We start from the raw sequence: 15771 nt of genomic DNA, 5'->3' as shown, positions 1-15771 counted from the left end.
CCGCAGGCCCTCAGCTGCGGGTCGCCGCCAGCGCCAGTTCATGCGCCTGGGTGAGGGTGGCGGCGGCTTTACCAAACCACAGCCCCTCCAGGCGTTGACGGGCGGCTTCGATCGGATCTCTCGAGCGGCCAGCGTCATGGGAGAGGTATTCGGTCACCGCCTGATACGCACCCCACATCGAGCCCTGCACGCCGGGGATGTCACTGCCGATGGCCTGGCCGTCGAACTTGGCGGACAGACCCTCCCAGGCGGGAAGATCCTCCAGCCGCCTGGGCCGGCTGGTTGTCGCATCGCCCCGGCGGTCATTGATCGCTCCCCGCAGCTGATCAGCGAACAGGGTCTCGACATAACTGCGGAACTGCTCAGCCGTGCAGGGGGCGGCGGCCATGGCCCGCAGTTCGGCCAGTCCTCCGCTGAATTGCTGCCTCTGCAGGTCGATCAGCTCAGGCAGCCGGCTGATCAAGGCATTGGCATTACGGGTGTGGCGGATGCGGCAGCCCTGCTGGCGCCGGCTACTCGCTGAGGCAAGCCCCAGGGCAGCAGAGAGCGTGTTCTTGCAGACCACACGGATGGGGGAGAAGAACACGGAGAAGGCGATCGTGCCGTCATGGCTCGTGCAGCCGACCAGGTACTGATTCACCGGATCACCAGGGAGCACCTCCCCTTCTGATTGGCGCACCCTTGCGGTGAACGTCACCTTGCGGCCGCCGGCCAGGACGCAGACCGCATCCATGACCGCATCGCTATGGAGGGCCTCGGCGACCCGGATCAACTGTTCGTTTTGCACCACCTCGTAGGTGGCATTCATCACCGAGAGGGTTGTGGCGGTATCGGTCCTTGTAATCGCCTGGTAGCCATCGATGGGCTGCATGTCGGCGTCATAGACGGGGCGGCCGGCGAGCTGGAAGTCGGCGCCACCGAGGCGGAAGGCTTCCCGCGCCGGCAGGGTGCCGTCAAGGACAAGGCCCAGGCGGTGCCAGGCGGGCTGGCTGTTGAGGAAGACACCGGAGTGGAAATCGTGGGACATGAGATTCACAGCTGCGGCGCGGAGGCCGCCAGAGAGGACAAAAAAGCCGGCCTCGCGGGGAGACCGGCAACTGCTGGGGCGGGGCTCACACCCGCCTGCCCGTTTGAACGGATCAGCTGGAGGAGGGGGATGGGTTGAGCAGCCGGAGGCGATCGACCACCAGCCGCAGGCCGCAGTGGTTCCCGCACAGCCGTCCGGAGGCCGACAGCCGCATGCCGGGGGTGGCGTTGTCACTGAGTTCCTGCGCCTGCTTCCCCCAGACCTCGATCAGCACTGAGAAGCCACCGGCGGACTCTTCGTGCCAGCGGGGGGTGACGCCGGGGACCAGCAGGAGCAGCTCGGCGCGGACGGCGCCGCAGTCAAAGCAGGTCAGCTGCACCGGCAGGGGGGCGGTGCCCGTCAGCACGGTGACATTCATGGCCTGTGGGCTCCATTGGGGCAGCAGGTGGGGGAATCGAGGAAGGAGAAGGCGTCATCCAGGTCCTTGTGGCTCGGAGGGGGCAAGCTGGCGGCTTCCCGGCTGAGGGGTCCGGCGCTTTCAGGCTCAGGGGTAGGGGTGACTCGGAGCTGGAGGCCGCTGAGCTCGCCATTGCGATGCCACGCCATCTGGCGGCCCATGCTCTGGAGGAACAGGATTCCGGAGAGGACGTCATCGTCTTGATGGAGGAGGCCGATCGGAGGGAAGACGGAACCATCGGGGCGGCGAATGGTGATCTCGCTGTGGAAATGCATGAAAAAAGCCTGCGCAGCAGGCGGTGGAGGGGATTGAGAGGGAGGCAGGTGATTAACCAGCTGGAGGCGGTGGAGCTGGAGGTGGTGGAGCTGGAGGTGGTGGATCGGCAGGCAGGGACCAGACCGCTTGCTGGAAAGCAGGCACGTCAACGTCAGTGCCCTGGTCCGTTCTCGGGAAAACAGAACCGCAGGGCTTCAGCGGCCTCATCGAATGGCGGGGAGACATCCAGCCAGGGAGAGCGAATGCGGGCAAAGGCAGCGGCCGGGAAGTAGCGCAAGAGGCTGGAGTAGGAGGCACCTCGGAGGTGCTCTGCTGGCAACACCAGAGCGGCGGTGGCGTTGCCGCTGCGGGCACAGCGGAAGCGGACCTTGCAGTAACCGCTCATGGCTTCTCAGCCAACGGGGGAGCCCCAGCAGGCGCCGGGGCCCCAACGGGGGGAGCCACAGCCGGCGCAGCCGTCAGGAGGAAGCGGTAGATAGTGCAGTCACTGGCCAGGCAGTAGCCGGCAGCGTCGTGGAATGCCGTAAAGCCGTACTCCTCATCGGCATCGACGCAGCTGGCGGCTCGGGAGGAGAAGGTCTCCTGCCACCAGGCATCGGCAGCAGCGATCTCGTCATCCTCAAGACCTGAGGGGTCAGCGTTGATGAAGTAGCAGGCCCAATGGGTGGGCAGCAGGTAGCTGACCAAAGAGGGGTGGCGGGCGTCCCGCTTGCTTCTGCTGAGGAAGACGGGCTCGGGGGGGCACAGGGGTGGACCTGGCAGGTAGAGGCTGGAAGCAGGCATGGAATTCACAGCGTCAGAGGGACACAAAAAAGCCCCGCAGGAGGCGGGGCGAACCAATCCAGGCGGACTTGAACCGCCATACAGCGAAGTGCCCCCTGGCAGGGACACAGGGGGGCACTCGCTGCGCCTTGCCTGCTACGCAATGACCTCCAAGAGGCCTAGAAGGCATGCAGGTGAATTGGGGATGTGGATGGTGTTCGTCGGGTGTTCTTGCCCTTCTTTTCAGTCCCATCCGGAGACTGGAAGCCGGATTTTCACCGCATCCCTGATCAACCACCTTTGGCGAGATGGGAAGAGGGATGGAGATCGTGCTCGATCTCGCTGCGACGGCTACACCGGGCCCCAATGGGCATAGGAAGGGCGTAACGCGTCAGGGCCGCAAGGCCCCGCAGGAGGAAGACTTAGCGTCTATTGATACTGTCCTGCGCATGTATGGGCGCCTGTTGTGTGTTGGCGCAACGCTGGAGAGACTTTGTCACGGGAAGCCTGTTGACCCGCACAACGGTGCGCACCGGCTTGATCCGTCCTCGGGCATCTGCTGCCCTCGTCCTCTCGCTAAACCCCTCCGTCGTTTGGCCGAACGAGTGTCTCTACTGGGCCGCATGCCCTGCGCTGAACGGATTGGCTGCCGTCAGGCGTCTCGTTTGCACCTACCAGTTGACGGCACCACAACCAGTAAAGGTTGGATTCCGTACGACCTCGGGGGAGCGTTTCTATGTTGTAGCCGCAGCACAAAATGCCGCTAGCAATGATGCATAGACTTGATGCGTCAGTTAAACTGTTGCAGTGAAAGGGATTAGGCTGTTTGGCTCTCAGCTTCAAGGCCGTGAGCCTGACCGGTGAGAGTGAGCGACTGCGGCGCAGTCCTGTCTCATCGGTTGAAAGCAACATAAGGGCAAAGCGAGCAATACGTCAAGCAATTGAGGAAGGCCGGATGACTGCGGACTGGGCAATGGTTGAGACACTGAATGAGGCCTAGAGGAGCAGACAAGACATATAGTTCCTTGTAAATGTATGTGAGTAAAAGAGAAGGGCTAGAGAGGCCAACACGCGAAACCACTTCATTGGAGAGCTGAATGAAGGATGACAGTGACTGTCAGCGACAGGGCCCCCTTCTCAATGAATCAGTCATGCAAACTTTCAGACACAGAAGACTGGGTCCAGCCATCCTGTGAATCACTAACGGTAACGAGAAACTGACCTAGTCTTTGGCATGGTCTCAATAGGAACGTCATGTCTGCAATCTACAAAACAGTCACAGGGGTATAGTCCGAGCCATTCTCTCTATCACTTCCCACAGACCGAGCAAATGGCGAATGTGGCCACAAGAAGCTCTGCGAAATGAGCGTTTAACCCCGATTAGCAATGCTGTGTGCTTCTATCGCCCTTTCGGTCAGGTCCACGTCGTGCGCCGAGGCCATGACCTCGCTGCGTTCCAAACGCTTCTCTAAGCCCTCAATCTGCTCCGATAGCTCTGCCCACCGAGTAGCAGACTCACGACGCTCGACCACATGGTTCATGGTGTTAATAATCAGCTTTGCAGCCCCTAACGCAATCGATTCGGATTGTGACTGCAACAGCTCTCTGGCCTTCTGAACCGCATCTCCGTAGCCCTGCTGCAACTCCTTCGTTGCCTCTGACTCCATGTGCTGCAAGGCCTCATCAACCGCTCGCACATACGCAGGGTTCCGCCCCCATGACAGCAGCGTCGTATAGCCAATACCGAGCTCCTGCGCGATTTGACGCAGCTGCATCCCCTCAGCCGTCATCAAAACAGCCTTCCTTTGCCTGGGTTTCAGGGTGGCTGAGGTCATTGCAGCTTCTGTTCGAGTTGGATTTCGTCAGTTTTGGCGGGCCTTCCAGCCGTGGCGAGATTCCCCTGCGGCCATCTCGTGCCTGCTGCTTCTGCTAACCGCTCCTGCCTCAGCCCACTGGCCGAACTGGCTGATGAGTGGGACGCAGAGCCGGAGGCGGGAGAGTTGCCAGGGCTCCAGGCGCTTAAAGACCACGCGGGGAACCAGCATCCGATAGTTAATTTTACTGCCGTCTTGGAAGGCCGCCTACTGTCTTGGCCAGGCCCGGGAAGCATGAGGGCATCAGAGTATGCAATGAGCGGGCACAGGAGCGGCACTCAAGGGTTTTGGGTAACACTCGCCAACTGGCTTGATACCGATGCGCTTGCCTAAGGTGAGGGCAGCTTGGCGCCTTGCCACTTGCGCCGCGGCGCCCCCTAAAGCCACCACAGTGGGCGAAGCCGGGCGCAGCGTGATGGGTGGTGACGGGGGCGTGACGGATCGGTGACGTCAAAAACCCAGTCCTACCAGGGGTTGTGGTGGATGTGACGGATATTCCCAACTCCATCGGCCCCACTCAGGGGTAGACATACTCGTCACCCAGCCCCCCTTCTTTCTCTCCCTTTCTTTCCCAAGAAAAATCTCAATACAAGAAAAGCATCACATCCGTCACACCCCTGTCTACGACTGGGTTCTTAACGTCACAAGTCCATAACGAACCCATCACCCCTTGCCGGGATCCGTCACCCCCTAGGTCCGACTGGTTCCTTGCCATCGCTGCCTCCAGCTCGAGCCATCGTTACGCTTCCAGCGAATGGCCGCCGAGCTTCCGCTGAAGTGCATATTGGATTACTCCAGGGTTCTCAGTGTCCTCATTTCCGCTCCGCATCCTCAGCATCGGGATCCGTGCCCCATCCCGAGTCCTGTAAGGACTCACGTTCATTGAACCCTTCGGCAGTGGCAGCCCCAATCGATCACGCAACAGACTCACCAGCGCGGTTTTGAACCGGCTCACAGCCAACTCTTTGCCCTTGAGGCCAGAATCCTCCATCCAGCCGCGGTAGGAGGGGTAAGCGAACATCGAGATCTTGTGATTCGGTGCATCGAACATGGAACTCTCACTGGAGGAGATGGTACCGATCTTTAGCCCGTGATACTTCCCCTTCTCATCAAGGGTGTCATCGAATATCAGACACTGCTCCGCCCAATCTGCCAGCGGCGAGTTCGTCAGCTCCGCATCCAGCAATGAATCAAGCTGAGCCAACCCTCCGGGTTCCTCCATCACCTCTCTAGCTTCCTGAGGATCCATAGCTATTGTCCATGACACGAAGGCCCCCAGCTCGTCTACGAGCTCGCCTTTCCAGTGATCTTCGTGGCATGAAAGCATGTCCCTCCGGTTTGCCTTTGGGATGGGCTTATCGAGGTGGATGCTCCGTCTGCGGTTGAACACTGCCGAAGAGTCGTCCTTCGCCTTGACCGCTGAGTTCCCCACTAACAGCACCAAGCCGCGAAAGGTGAAGTCATACTTCTCGGTCGAGTTCTTGCGTTCAGCCACGATGGTGTCTCCACCGGTGAAGGCTTTCAGCCGCTCCAGCGGTCCTGCATAGTCCTGGCTCTCCGCAAACTGCAGCAGCGCCGCACCCCGCGCCTTATACGTCTCGAACCGCTGGTTCCTGTCCTCCATTAGATGGAGCTGACTGCTGGCCGTACATTCCCTCCCAACCAGTGCTTCCAGCAGCCGCGCCAGCACCGACTTGCCGGAGTCACCGACGCCGGTGAGCTCCACGAAGCCCTTAGCCCCCAGCCGCCGCAACGCGGCTGCACATGCCGCCCGAAATAACCGCTGCTGATGCGGCTTTGGCAGCAACTGCTCGATGCAAGCGAGGATCTTCACAGGCAGCTCGTCCGGCCTGAACTCGTATGGCAGCACCCAGGTGTTGCCGTACTTCCGGTCATGGGGCAAAAGCACACCATCCGATAACCTGACAACCCCATTTCGCATGGGCAGCACCCCGTGCTGAACCACCGGATCAAGGGACAGTGCCCGCCGTCCCGGGTGATCGCGCAACTCGGCGATCAAAGCCATGCTCGCCTTGCTGCTAAGGGTCACTTCGGTGCGCCATTGCATCGCCGCCACCCAACGCTGCAAAGGCTGCTCAATCGCTGTGCTCGCTTTTCCCGGCAACGGCACCCAGCGGTCACCCTCCCATTCGTAAAGGCGGTCCTCGGCCCCCTCAACGACGAATTGATCCTTGAAAACGGACCACGCGATGGTGGCCTGAACCGGAACGGCCTGCTCGTCGCGTGACCACACCCACTTCTCCCCATCCTCATCTGTTTCACAGCACCTCTCCGCCCGATCCGCAAGCAGTAGCAGCGCCTCCCTCCCATGTCTCTTGAGAAAGGTGATCGGGGTGTTCGCACTGGCGTCGGGGTCCAACCCACCCCGCGTCTTCGGTACTTCACAAGGAAGGTGAATCAGCCGGGGCTCCCCACCACCGTTTGCCAACATCTGTGCCACATCTTTCAACCCCTGCGGCACCTTCACCATCGCCCGGCTGTTCCAGCAAAGGAACACCGTCCGTCCCTTGAAGTCCTTGCCATCCATCCCCTCAGCGATGGTCAAACCTGCGGCCATCAGCGCCGCCCGATCCTCTTCGCTCTCCGCCCAGAACACAGCCGTCCCCCAGTCGATGTCGGGGTTGCCGGTGACCTCTGGAGCGGTAACTTCCTTTTGAGTGGGAGCCTGCTCTGGAGCCGAAGCCACCGCCCTGTCATCCCGCTTCTGCCGTGGCGAAGCCATCGCCTCAGTCAGCGCCTGCTCAATCTGAAGGGCATTGCACAGCGCCACCTCCGCCCCCACCTCCTTGAACTTCGCAGCCGGCCGCCCAAAGCTCCCCTTGGGCGATTCCCCTGCGTAGGCCCACCGAGTCGAAGGATCCACCTTCCCGGCGATAACATCGCCCACGGTCAGATCCGTAGGCGGGCTGAAGCTCTTCCCTCGGTGGCAAACCACCACCACCACCCCATCGGCGTTGTCGAAGATCGTGCAATCTGCGTCGGAATCCCGACCACAGATCGGGCAGGGACTTTCCTCGCCTGAGTGCGACACGTCACCTGCAGCGGCGCCTACCCGACCCACCTCCTCGGACTCGCCCTTGGTGAGCTCCGGCAACATCGCCTCAAGCGCCTCAATTGTGTAACGCCGCTCCCGATTCGCTCCTTCCAAAATCTCGGCATAGCCAATGGGCTTACCCGCCAGCGGGTTCTCCGGCTGCCCCTCCTTGGAGAACTTGCCGATGTAGCGCGATCCGGCAAGCCGCATCGGCTGCGACCTGCTCACGACTGCTGGGTCCGAGGGGAAGCCAGCATCGGTCGCCAGCTTCACCACCCGGCGTGCCGCCTTCTCCCCCCGCACAGGATCCACCCCTTCGGTGAGCACCCAGTAGCTGTGGACACTCTTCCCACCGGTTTTCACTTGGAAGGTAGGCTCGGGCAGGCCCAGTACCTCCCAAGCCCTGATCTGCCATTCGATCGGTTGATCATCCCACTCAGCTCTGATCGACCTGACCTCGGTGATTTCGGCCTTCCTGTTGCCGCCAGGATTCGGCAGCACAAAGGCAGAAGCACCGTTCATCACGCGTGGCGCCAGCTCTTGGACGATGGTTTTAGCAACATCTCGATCGCCCTCCTCGCCTTTGAAGTTGCGGCGGAGGCTTATGTGTTTTGGGTTGACGGGCACCGTTCGGAACCGCACCTCGTCATGCCTCAGACCCAACAACTCGATGTGCAGAAGCGCCTCCTCTCGGCGGATGTAAGTCTCCATCCTGAGGGCGAGTCTCTTCGCGTCCCTTGCCTGTTCCCTTGCATTCTCCTTCTCAACATCTGCCCGCCAGGCCAAGTCGATGGCCCTCCACGAGGTCGACGAGGCTCTTGGCCGTGTGGTCTCCCGCGGTAGCTCGGCTATTGCCCCCCCGGTGGTGGGCCGCACGGTGTCGTCCTCCGGTCCGGCCGTGTTGCTCTGGTTGAGGGCGTCCATCAGCGGGTCCCTCCGATGGTGGAGCCTTCGGCGGCATTGACGAACGGTGACGGTCCATCCGGCTGTAACGGCCTGCGCCACCCAGGCATCAATGGAATGAACTGCCGATCACGCCACCGATCACCGCCGTTGTCACCTGCCCAGGCGGAGCGGCGAATCCACCAACCCATGAAATGGTCGGCAGCCTTCATGCCGCTGCCCCCCGTCAGATAGCACCCTGCAACAAGCAGGCCATGTGCAGTAAAGAGCGCTCGCAATGACATAACTGGCAACAAGTGTAGGAGGCGCGGCGCAACGCGCTGTGGCCCATTCATTTGAATCGGAACTCAGCCAAGATGCACTCCCTTAAACCGTGCAAACCGTGCAGTCCCGCTGAACTCGCACGGTTTGCACGGTTTAATTGCCTCCATCTGTCAATCCAATGGGCTGAAATATATCTGTGCTATTTCATCTGCCATGCGTTCTTCCCTGACAGCCACAGACGACACCAAGCAGCTGTTCGATCTGATCAGTGCTCAGCTGAATCTGATTCAGGCGCGTCTGGAGCTCAAGCCCAGACTCAGCAGCAGCCCCTGGCTCCCCTTGGCAGAGGCAGCAAAGGCCCTCCACTTCCCCAGCTCCCGTGCCTTGCGCGCGGCTATCGACCGTGGTCGCATCCCTCCACAGTTCGTGAGCGCTACCACCGGCGACACCGGCAAGCGCAGGACGCTTTACGTGGATGTGGAGGGCTTCTCCTCACATCTGCGCAACAAGTGACGCCATCGAGGCGCTGTCGAACCACCGCTGGTACAGGGAAGTGTGCACCATCAACGAGTGCCCGAGGCTCTTGGCCGCCAGTGAAGGGCTTATCTGGGGGTTGTGTATCGCCCGCACCGCCCAGGCATGGCGCAGGTCGTACGCCTTGAACGGTGCCCCGAAGCGGCGCAGCGCGACACCGAGCTGTGCTCCCACCGTGCGGTGGTCCCGATCGAGGTTGATGCCGGGGAGGCGCCTGCGCTCAAGAGACCAGCGATCGATCCAGATCTTCGGGAGCGGCAGCCCTTGGCGGGCCCCGGTCTTTCCGCCCACGATCGCTACGAGGCCATTTGGTAACACTTGGGACTTCATCAGTGCTTCATGCGGGCGGGTTCCGTAAGTAGCGCAGACGCCAGCAACCCACTGCCAATCGGTCGGCAACGCATCGATCACCTCAACAATTACCGCATCAGTGGGCAGCTCACGCGGGGCGGCATCTTTCTGTGGGGTGTACCCCTTGCCGAGATCCTTCAGCTTCAGAACCGCGTCCGGACCCAACTCGATCGCACGGGCTACCGCCACGGCGGCGATCGAAGCGCGACGCCGGTTGCGGCTCCCCACTTCCTTGCTCTCGACCAGAGCCGTCAAGACATTCAGGTCAATCTTTCCGAGAGATAGGAGTGGCTTCAGGGGAGAGGCGTAGTCGGTGGCCCAGGAAACCGGGGCACTAACCCCCCGCCGACGCTGGTGGTTCCACCATTGCTCGGTGCGGCGGATCGCCTCCACACCGCTAATCGCGTCCCCGGCATCTCGAGCACTCTTATAGGGACCAGCTACCCACCGATCGAAGGGGAAGGGATCCAGCCCCATTCGATGGAGCTCGACATCGCGGCCGAGTTCTTCGGCGAGCTTGCGGGCCTGCTCCAATCCTGCGGGATAGGTGATCGGGGTACTGATGCGCTGCTGTTTCCAGGAGCCATCGGGGAAGGGCAGCGTGCTCCTTAGGCGCAGTCGCTTGCCGGAAGGTGAGACCTCAATGGCCACCGCGCAGCCCAGGTCCCTGAGAGCCCGGTTGACACGGGTCAGATATGGGTCCCGTGAGGGCATGGCGACCGTGCCTAGAACCGTGCCTAGTTTGGCCCTTTTTGTGCCCAAACGTGCCTAGGTCGTGCCTAAGCGGAAATCGGTTCCAGGTTCATAAGCCAGCTTAAAAGCTTTGTGCTGCAATGATTTCTAGCGATGGGGGCAGGGGGACTTGAACCCCCACAGCCTTGCGGCCTGCGGATTTTAAGTCCGCTGCGTCTACCGGTTCCGCCATGCCCCCGCACGCTGATCCTAGAATTTCTTCAACCTGCTCCCTCCTCCGTGCCGTTGCCCGGGTTTCTCAGCACCCTGCCGCTTGACACCCTGCTGGTGCTCGGTGCCTACCTGCTGCTTGGCGGGGCCTATCTGGTGGTGGTGCCGCTGGTGCTGTTCTTCTGGATGAACAAGCGCTGGATGGTGATGGGCAAGATCGAGCGCACGGCCGTCTACGGCCTGGTCTTCCTGTTCTTCCCGGGCATGATCGTGTTTTCGCCCTTCCTCAACTTCAGGCTTGCCGGCCAGGGCGAATGACGCGCGGCCAGGCACTGCTGCTTGGGCTTGGCGTGTTCGGGCTCGGTGGCCTTGGCTACTGGGCCTTCAAGGCGGCCGGCTTCGAGGGCTTTTCGGCCGGCATCGCCGCCGAGGCGGTCTTGATTCTGATCGTGCTCGGCTGGACGGGCAGCTACCTGCTGCGGGTGGTCACCGGCAAGATGACCTTCATGGAGCAGCGCCGCCAGTACCGCGCCGGTTACGACGCCATCACTGCTGAGCAGCTGCAGAAGGAGTTCGACGCGCTCAGCCCTGCCGAGCAGGAACGCCTGCTGCGTGAGATCGGCCAGCTCAAGGACGACGCCAGCCTTTGAGCCACCGCGGCTGAGGCATTGGGCCCAGGGCTTGCTGGGCCGTCCTGCCAGCGACCCCATAGGCTCACGGCCAGAGCGTGCAGGATCCGGCTCCGAATGAGCGCCACCCCCTCCAGCAGTGTCGCCGCCAGCGGCACCACGGCCATCCAGGCACGGTTCAGCCAGCTGCAGGCGCAGGGGCGTTGCGCCTTGATGCCGTTCCTGATGGCCGGTGATCCGGATCTGGCCACCACCGCTGCCACCCTGCTCGCCCTGCAGGAGGCCGGCGCGGACCTGATCGAGCTGGGCATCCCCTACAGCGATCCGCTGGCCGATGGCCCGGTGATCCAGGCGGCCGCCAGCCGTGCCCTCGCCGCCGGCACCACGCCGGGCAAGGTGCTCGACATGCTCACCGGCCTGCGCGGTCAGCTCACCACTCCCCTGGTGCTGTTCACCTACAGCAACCCGCTGCTCAACCGCGGCATGGAAACCTTCTGCCGTGAGGCCGCCGCTGCCGGCGCCGCCGGCCTGGTGGTGCCCGATCTGCCGTTGGAGGAAGCGGAGCGGCTCTCGCCGATCGCCGCGGCTGAGGGGCTTGATCTGGTGCTGCTGGTGGCACCCACCACCCCATCCGAGCGTATGGGGCGCATCGCCGCCGCCAGCCGGGGCTTCACCTATCTGGTCAGCGTCACCGGGGTCACCGGTGTGCGTGCGGCGATGGAAATGCGCGTGGGCGGCCTGGTTCAGCAACTCAAGGCCATGGGGCCCACGCCCGTGGCCGTGGGCTTCGGCATCTCCGGGCCGGAGCAGGCCCTCCAGGTGCGCGATTGGGGTGCCGATGGCGCGATCGTGGGCAGCGCGCTGGTGAAGGTGATGGCGGCGGCGGCCGCTGAGGGCGCGTCCGTGGCTGCCGCCGCTGGCGCCTATGCAAGCGGCCTGCGCCAGGCCCTCGACAGCTGAGCGCCCTGCCCATGCCCCCCCAGCCGCTCGATCTGCCCTTTTCCGAAGCCTGCGAGCGCAACAAGCAGCCGCTGCTGGAGGCGCTGCGCACGTGGCTGCCCCAGCCCCCCGACCGGCCGGCACTGGTGCTGGAGGTGGGCTCGGGCACCGGCCAGCACGGCGTGCATTTCAGCCAGCACCTGCCCGTACGCTGGCAACTCAGCGACCGGCCTGAGCACCTGCCGGGGCTGCGGCGGCGCCAGGCGCACGCCAGCGCCGACGGCGTGCCGGCCGTCGGCCAGCTGCTGCCGCCGCTGCAGCTGGATGTGACCCAGCCCGACTGGCCGGCCGGTCCGTTCGATGCGGTGTTCAGCGCCAACACCGCCCACATCATGCCGGCGGCGGCCGTGCCCGCTCTGTTCGCCGGCAGTGCCCGGGTGCTGCCTGCGGGTGGGCTGTTTCTGCTTTATGGCCCCTTCCACGATGGCGGTGTGCACACCAGCGCCAGCAATGCCGCCTTTGATGCCCACCTGCGCGCGATCGATCCCGCCATGGGGGTGCGCGACAGCCTGGAGCTGCTCGCCTGCGCCAGGGCGGTGGGTCTGCTGGCGGCCGAGGATCTGCCGCTGCCGGCCAACAACCGCCTGCTGGTGTTCCGCCGTTCTCCCGCCGGCGCCTGAGGCGCTGGCGTCCGGCTCAGGCCGGTCCGTCGAGCACGAAGCGGTAGCGCACGTCGCCGCTGCGCAGCCGGGCGATGGCGGTGTTGATCTCGTGCATGGGCAGGCTTTCCACCTGAGGTTGGATGCCGTGCCGCGCGCAGAACTCCATCATCTTCAGCAGGCTGGCGGGTGAGGAGGTGGGGCTGCCGGTGAACTGGCGCCGTCCGGCGATGAACGGGAACACATTGAAGGGGATGGGCTCCAGCGTCACACCGAGCTGGTGCAGCCGGCCCTTCGGTGCCAGGGCGTTCACCACCGCGTCCCAATCCAGCGGTTGGTTGGTGGTGTTGATGATCAGGTCGTAGCGGTTCGGCGTGGCGGCCAGATCGCCCAGCAGCTGGATCTCATGGGCCCCGAAGCCGCGCGCCTCCTCCGCCTTGGCGGGGTTGGTGGTGATGGCGGTCACCTGGCAGCCCCAGGCGCGGGCGAACTGCAGCGCCATGTGGCCCAACCCGCCGATGCCGATCACGCCCACATGGGCGGTGGGGGAGACGGCCTCGTCGATCAGGGGCGCGAACACGGTGATGCCGCCGCAGAACAGCGGGCCCGCCAAGGCTGGATCGAGGCTGTCGGGGATGGGGATCAGCCAGTCCTGCTGGGCCTTCACATGGCTGGCGAAGCCGCCGCTGCGGCCCACCACGCTCGCCTCCAGGTCGGCGCAGAGGTTCTGATCCCCCCCGAGGCACAGGGCGCAGTGGCTGCAGCTTCCGGCGATCCAGCCCAGGCCGCGCAGCTGGCCGATCAGCGTTTCCGGCACCCCTTCGCCCACCGCCACCACCCGGCCCACCGCCTCATGGCCGGCCACCAGCGGATAGCTGCTGATCCCCCAGTGGTTGTCGAGCATCGACAGATCGCTGTGGCACAGGCCGCAGTGCAGCACCTCCAGCAGCGCTTCGCCGGGGCCTGGAGGCAACAGCTCGGCGCTGCTGCGCTGCAGCGGGGCTCCGGCAGTTTCTGCCCGCCAGGTGGTGATCTGCATGGAGCGTCCGTTGGCGTTGTTGACCCCAGCATGGCGATCTGCGCGGGCCTGGGAGCGGCCGTGGCCGGATCGCCATCAGGTTCGCCTTTTGGCGTGCTGATCGCTGGCCGCCTGGATCGCTGGTGGATGGGCCGTGCGGGTCGTCCGGGTTGCTGTTGGATCGCCAGCTGAGGCGCGATGGCCTGGTTGGTGCCTACCTCCGCGCGCTGAAGGCTGCGCCTTGTTTTCTGCTCCTAACGTGAGGGGATGCCTGCGATCACCCAGGGTTGCCATACGCCCGGCTCGGCGGCGGCGCTGCCGGGCGGGGTGCGCCAGGTGGCCTTGATCGGCATGCCCAACACCGGCAAATCCACCCTTTACAACAAGCTCACCGGCGGCCGCGCCCATGTGGCCAACTGGCCGGGCCTCACCGTGGATCTGCTGCGCGGTGAACTGCCCAGCGATGCCTTCGGCAACGACTACCAACTGGTGGATCTGCCCGGCATCCATGACCTCAAGGGCAGCAGCGAAGACGAGGCGATCGTGCGCCGCTATCTGGCTACAGCCCCGCCGGATCTGATCGTGCTGGTGATCAACGCCAGCCGCGCCGCCACCCAGCTGCGCCTCGCCCTGGAGCTGCGCGCCACCGGCCTGCCGTTCATCGTGGCGCTCAACATGAGCGACGAAGCCGCGCGCTTCGGCGTGAAGGTGAACGCGGCCCGTCTCAGTGAAGACCTGCAGGTGCCGGTGGTGCCGATCAGCGCCCGCAGCGGTCGCGGGGTGCCGGAGCTCTTGCATCAGATTCACCGCCTCGAGGCGATCACCTTCCCGCCCCCTGTCCAGCTCGAGGGCGATGAACTCGATGCGCGCCTGCAGGCGTTGTCAGCGGCCTGCGTGCAGGCACCGCACGACCTGATCGACCGCCTCAGCCACCGGATCGACCGCTTCCTGCTGCATCCAGCGGTGGGCGTGCTGGCTTTCCTGGTCGTGATGCTCGCCATGTTCCAGGCGATCTACGCGATCGGCACGCCACTGCAGGAGCTGATCGGCACTGCCGCCGATGCACTGGAAACCCGGCTGCTGCTGCCGCTGCTGCAGTCCCTGCGGCTCTCTCCCTTCCTCGTGCACCTGGCCACCGATGGGCTCTGGCTCGGGCTCACCACTGTGGTGAGCTTCATGCCGATCATCTTCCTCTTCTATCTGATGATCTCCCTGATCGAAGACTCGGGTTATCTGGCCCGCTCCGCCTTCCTGATGGACGGCTTCATGCACTGGCTCGGCATGGATGGCCGCAGCTTCGTGCTGCAGATCATGGGCTTCGGCTGCAATGTGCCGGCGATCATGGGCACCCGGGTGATCCGCGACCGCCCCCGGCGGCTGCTGTCGATGCTGGTGATCCCGTTCTCGCTCTGCCAGGCGCGGCTGGCGGTGTTCGTGTTCATGGCCGGCGCCTTTTTTGTGCGCCCCTGGTGGGCGGCGGGGCTGGTGGTGTTCGGCTTCTACGTGATGAGCTTCGTGGCGGCGGTGCTCACGGCACTGCTGTTCAAGCACGTGTACCGCGGCCGCGAGGGATTCGTGCTCGAGCTGCCCCCTTACCGCACCCCCAGTCTCGACACCATGCTGCAGCGCGCCTGGCAGCAGATGGTGACTTTCTTCTTCACCACCCGCCAGTTCATCGTGATCGGCGTGATCGCCGTGTGGCTGCTCAACAACCTGCCGCCGGGCGTGGATCCGCTTTCCGGCCTGTCACTGTCGGGAATGATTGGACGCACCTTCCAGCCACTGCTCGGGCCGATCGGCATGAACCCCGCCCTCACGGTGTCGCTGATCTTCGGTTTCGTGGCCAAGGAAATCCTGCTGGGGGCGATGGCGGTGATCTATGCCACCAGCCAGGCGGGCCTGGGCGGAGCGTTGGTGCAGGCGATCACGCCGCTGCAGGCCGTCAGTTTCATGATGTTCACGCTCCTCTACACCCCGTGCCTGTCCACGGTGGCGGTGCAGTGGCAGGAATCGCGCAGCCGCGTGTTCGTGTTGGTGTCGTTGGCCTGGTCGTTCACGCTGGCCTGGGTGATGGCCCTGCTCACCTATCAGGGCGGCCTGCTGCTTGGTCTGGGTTGAGC

General features: G+C 63.8%; 15 protein-coding genes and 1 tRNA gene. 6 read left to right on the top strand and 10 right to left on the bottom strand.

What is annotated here, in order from left to right:
• Positions 1-10 precede the first annotated feature (10 nt).
• From KQ303_RS06275 to KQ303_RS06245, 7 genes are all read right to left on the bottom strand, one after another.
• Positions 11-1027, bottom strand: coding sequence for a DUF932 domain-containing protein (locus tag KQ303_RS06275; RefSeq protein ID WP_259729604.1), 1017 nt, complete (start codon positions 1025-1027; stop codon positions 11-13).
• A 112-nt stretch (positions 1028-1139) separates the two neighbouring features.
• Positions 1140-1445, bottom strand: coding sequence for a hypothetical protein (locus tag KQ303_RS06270; RefSeq protein WP_259729603.1), 306 nt, complete (start codon positions 1443-1445; stop codon positions 1140-1142).
• Positions 1442-1759: a hypothetical protein gene (locus KQ303_RS06265; RefSeq protein ID WP_259729602.1), complete on the bottom strand. Its 318-nt coding sequence runs from the start codon at positions 1757-1759 to the stop codon at positions 1442-1444. Before KQ303_RS06265 ends, KQ303_RS06270 begins: the two co-directional genes overlap by 4 nt.
• A 152-nt stretch (positions 1760-1911) precedes the next feature.
• A complete protein-coding gene (locus tag KQ303_RS06260; protein ID WP_259729601.1) occupies positions 1912-2145 on the bottom strand; it encodes a hypothetical protein in 234 nt (77 codons plus the stop codon).
• On the bottom strand, positions 2142-2543 hold the full coding sequence (locus KQ303_RS06255) for a DUF6926 domain-containing protein (protein ID WP_259729600.1): 402 nt from the start codon (positions 2541-2543) through the stop codon (positions 2142-2144). The genes KQ303_RS06260 and KQ303_RS06255 overlap by 4 nt, the downstream gene beginning before the upstream one ends.
• 1349 nt (positions 2544-3892) lie before the next feature.
• The gene (locus KQ303_RS06250; protein ID WP_259729599.1) at positions 3893-4357 is read right to left on the bottom strand and encodes an RNA polymerase subunit sigma-70; all 465 of its coding nucleotides are present in this window, start codon (positions 4355-4357) and stop codon (positions 3893-3895) included.
• Between the two features lie 778 nt (positions 4358-5135).
• A complete protein-coding gene (locus KQ303_RS06245; protein ID WP_259729598.1) occupies positions 5136-8375 on the bottom strand; it encodes a DUF5906 domain-containing protein in 3240 nt (1079 codons plus the stop codon).
• 456 nt (positions 8376-8831) lie between these two features.
• On the opposite strand from KQ303_RS06245, the gene KQ303_RS06240 reads away from it, so the two are divergent.
• Positions 8832-9131 carry a hypothetical protein gene (locus KQ303_RS06240; RefSeq protein WP_259729597.1) on the top strand — a complete coding sequence of 100 codons (300 nt, stop codon included), beginning with the start codon at positions 8832-8834 and terminating at the stop codon, positions 9129-9131.
• Here the strand turns inward: KQ303_RS06240 and KQ303_RS06235 are convergent.
• Positions 9111-10154 (bottom strand): integrase, encoded by a 1044-nt coding sequence (locus KQ303_RS06235; RefSeq protein WP_259729596.1) that lies wholly within the window; start codon positions 10152-10154, stop codon positions 9111-9113. The two genes, KQ303_RS06240 and KQ303_RS06235, sit on opposite strands and share 21 nt — an antisense overlap.
• A gap of 196 nt (positions 10155-10350) precedes the next feature.
• Positions 10351-10434 (bottom strand) — tRNA-Leu (locus tag KQ303_RS06230).
• A gap of 41 nt (positions 10435-10475) precedes the next feature.
• Here KQ303_RS06230 and ndhL point away from each other — a divergent pair.
• The 4 genes from ndhL to KQ303_RS06210 all read left to right on the top strand — a co-directional run bounded on the left by ndhL (position 10476) and on the right by KQ303_RS06210 (position 12654).
• The gene (ndhL, locus tag KQ303_RS06225) at positions 10476-10724 is read left to right on the top strand and encodes an NAD(P)H-quinone oxidoreductase subunit L (protein ID WP_158217430.1); all 249 of its coding nucleotides are present in this window, start codon (positions 10476-10478) and stop codon (positions 10722-10724) included.
• Complete coding sequence (locus KQ303_RS06220) at positions 10721-11056, top strand: DUF3007 family protein (RefSeq protein ID WP_259729595.1); 336 nt, start codon at positions 10721-10723, stop codon at positions 11054-11056. The genes ndhL and KQ303_RS06220 overlap by 4 nt, the downstream gene beginning before the upstream one ends.
• 96 nt (positions 11057-11152) lie before the next feature.
• On the top strand, positions 11153-11995 hold the full coding sequence (gene trpA / locus KQ303_RS06215) for a tryptophan synthase subunit alpha (RefSeq protein WP_259729594.1): 843 nt from the start codon (positions 11153-11155) through the stop codon (positions 11993-11995).
• An 11-nt stretch (positions 11996-12006) separates the two neighbouring features.
• Positions 12007-12654, top strand: a complete 648-nt coding sequence (locus KQ303_RS06210) for a class I SAM-dependent methyltransferase (protein WP_259729593.1) — start codon at positions 12007-12009, stop codon at positions 12652-12654.
• Positions 12655-12670: 16 nt separating this feature from the next.
• Here KQ303_RS06210 and KQ303_RS06205 read toward each other — a convergent pair whose 3' ends face one another.
• Positions 12671-13672 (bottom strand): NAD(P)-dependent alcohol dehydrogenase, encoded by a 1002-nt coding sequence (locus KQ303_RS06205; protein WP_259729592.1) that lies wholly within the window; start codon positions 13670-13672, stop codon positions 12671-12673.
• A 246-nt stretch (positions 13673-13918) separates the two neighbouring features.
• On the opposite strand from KQ303_RS06205, the gene feoB reads away from it, so the two are divergent.
• The gene (gene feoB, locus KQ303_RS06200; RefSeq protein ID WP_259729591.1) at positions 13919-15769 is read left to right on the top strand and encodes a ferrous iron transport protein B; all 1851 of its coding nucleotides are present in this window, start codon (positions 13919-13921) and stop codon (positions 15767-15769) included.
• Positions 15770-15771 lie beyond the last annotated feature (2 nt).

This window comes from Synechococcus sp. CS-1333 (assembly GCF_025128015.1).
Lineage (GTDB): Bacteria > Cyanobacteriota > Cyanobacteriia > PCC-6307 > Cyanobiaceae > MW101C3.
The sequence above is the reverse complement of the archived record's forward strand: the minus strand, read 5'-3'. Positions and strand labels throughout refer to the sequence as shown.

What these genes read in the sequence shown, in the direction of transcription:
- KQ303_RS06265 (WP_259729602.1), bottom strand. Translation starts at nt 1,759, where the DNA reads ATGCATTTCCACAGCGAGATCACCATTCGCCGCCCCGATGGTTCCGTC.
- KQ303_RS06220 (WP_259729595.1), top strand. Translation starts at nt 10,721, where the DNA reads ATGACGCGCGGCCAGGCACTGCTGCTTGGGCTTGGCGTGTTCGGGCTC.
- KQ303_RS06250 (WP_259729599.1), bottom strand. Translation starts at nt 4,357, where the DNA reads ATGACCTCAGCCACCCTGAAACCCAGGCAAAGGAAGGCTGTTTTGATG.
- KQ303_RS06205 (WP_259729592.1), bottom strand. Translation starts at nt 13,672, where the DNA reads ATGCAGATCACCACCTGGCGGGCAGAAACTGCCGGAGCCCCGCTGCAG.
- KQ303_RS06240 (WP_259729597.1), top strand. Translation starts at nt 8,832, where the DNA reads ATGCGTTCTTCCCTGACAGCCACAGACGACACCAAGCAGCTGTTCGAT.
- KQ303_RS06275 (WP_259729604.1), bottom strand. Translation starts at nt 1,027, where the DNA reads ATGTCCCACGATTTCCACTCCGGTGTCTTCCTCAACAGCCAGCCCGCC.
- KQ303_RS06260 (WP_259729601.1), bottom strand. Translation starts at nt 2,145, where the DNA reads ATGAGCGGTTACTGCAAGGTCCGCTTCCGCTGTGCCCGCAGCGGCAAC.
- KQ303_RS06245 (WP_259729598.1), bottom strand. Translation starts at nt 8,375, where the DNA reads ATGGACGCCCTCAACCAGAGCAACACGGCCGGACCGGAGGACGACACC.
- feoB (WP_259729591.1), top strand. Translation starts at nt 13,919, where the DNA reads ATGCCTGCGATCACCCAGGGTTGCCATACGCCCGGCTCGGCGGCGGCG.
- KQ303_RS06255 (WP_259729600.1), bottom strand. Translation starts at nt 2,543, where the DNA reads ATGCCTGCTTCCAGCCTCTACCTGCCAGGTCCACCCCTGTGCCCCCCC.
- trpA (WP_259729594.1), top strand. Translation starts at nt 11,153, where the DNA reads ATGAGCGCCACCCCCTCCAGCAGTGTCGCCGCCAGCGGCACCACGGCC.
- KQ303_RS06270 (WP_259729603.1), bottom strand. Translation starts at nt 1,445, where the DNA reads ATGAATGTCACCGTGCTGACGGGCACCGCCCCCCTGCCGGTGCAGCTG.
- KQ303_RS06210 (WP_259729593.1), top strand. Translation starts at nt 12,007, where the DNA reads ATGCCCCCCCAGCCGCTCGATCTGCCCTTTTCCGAAGCCTGCGAGCGC.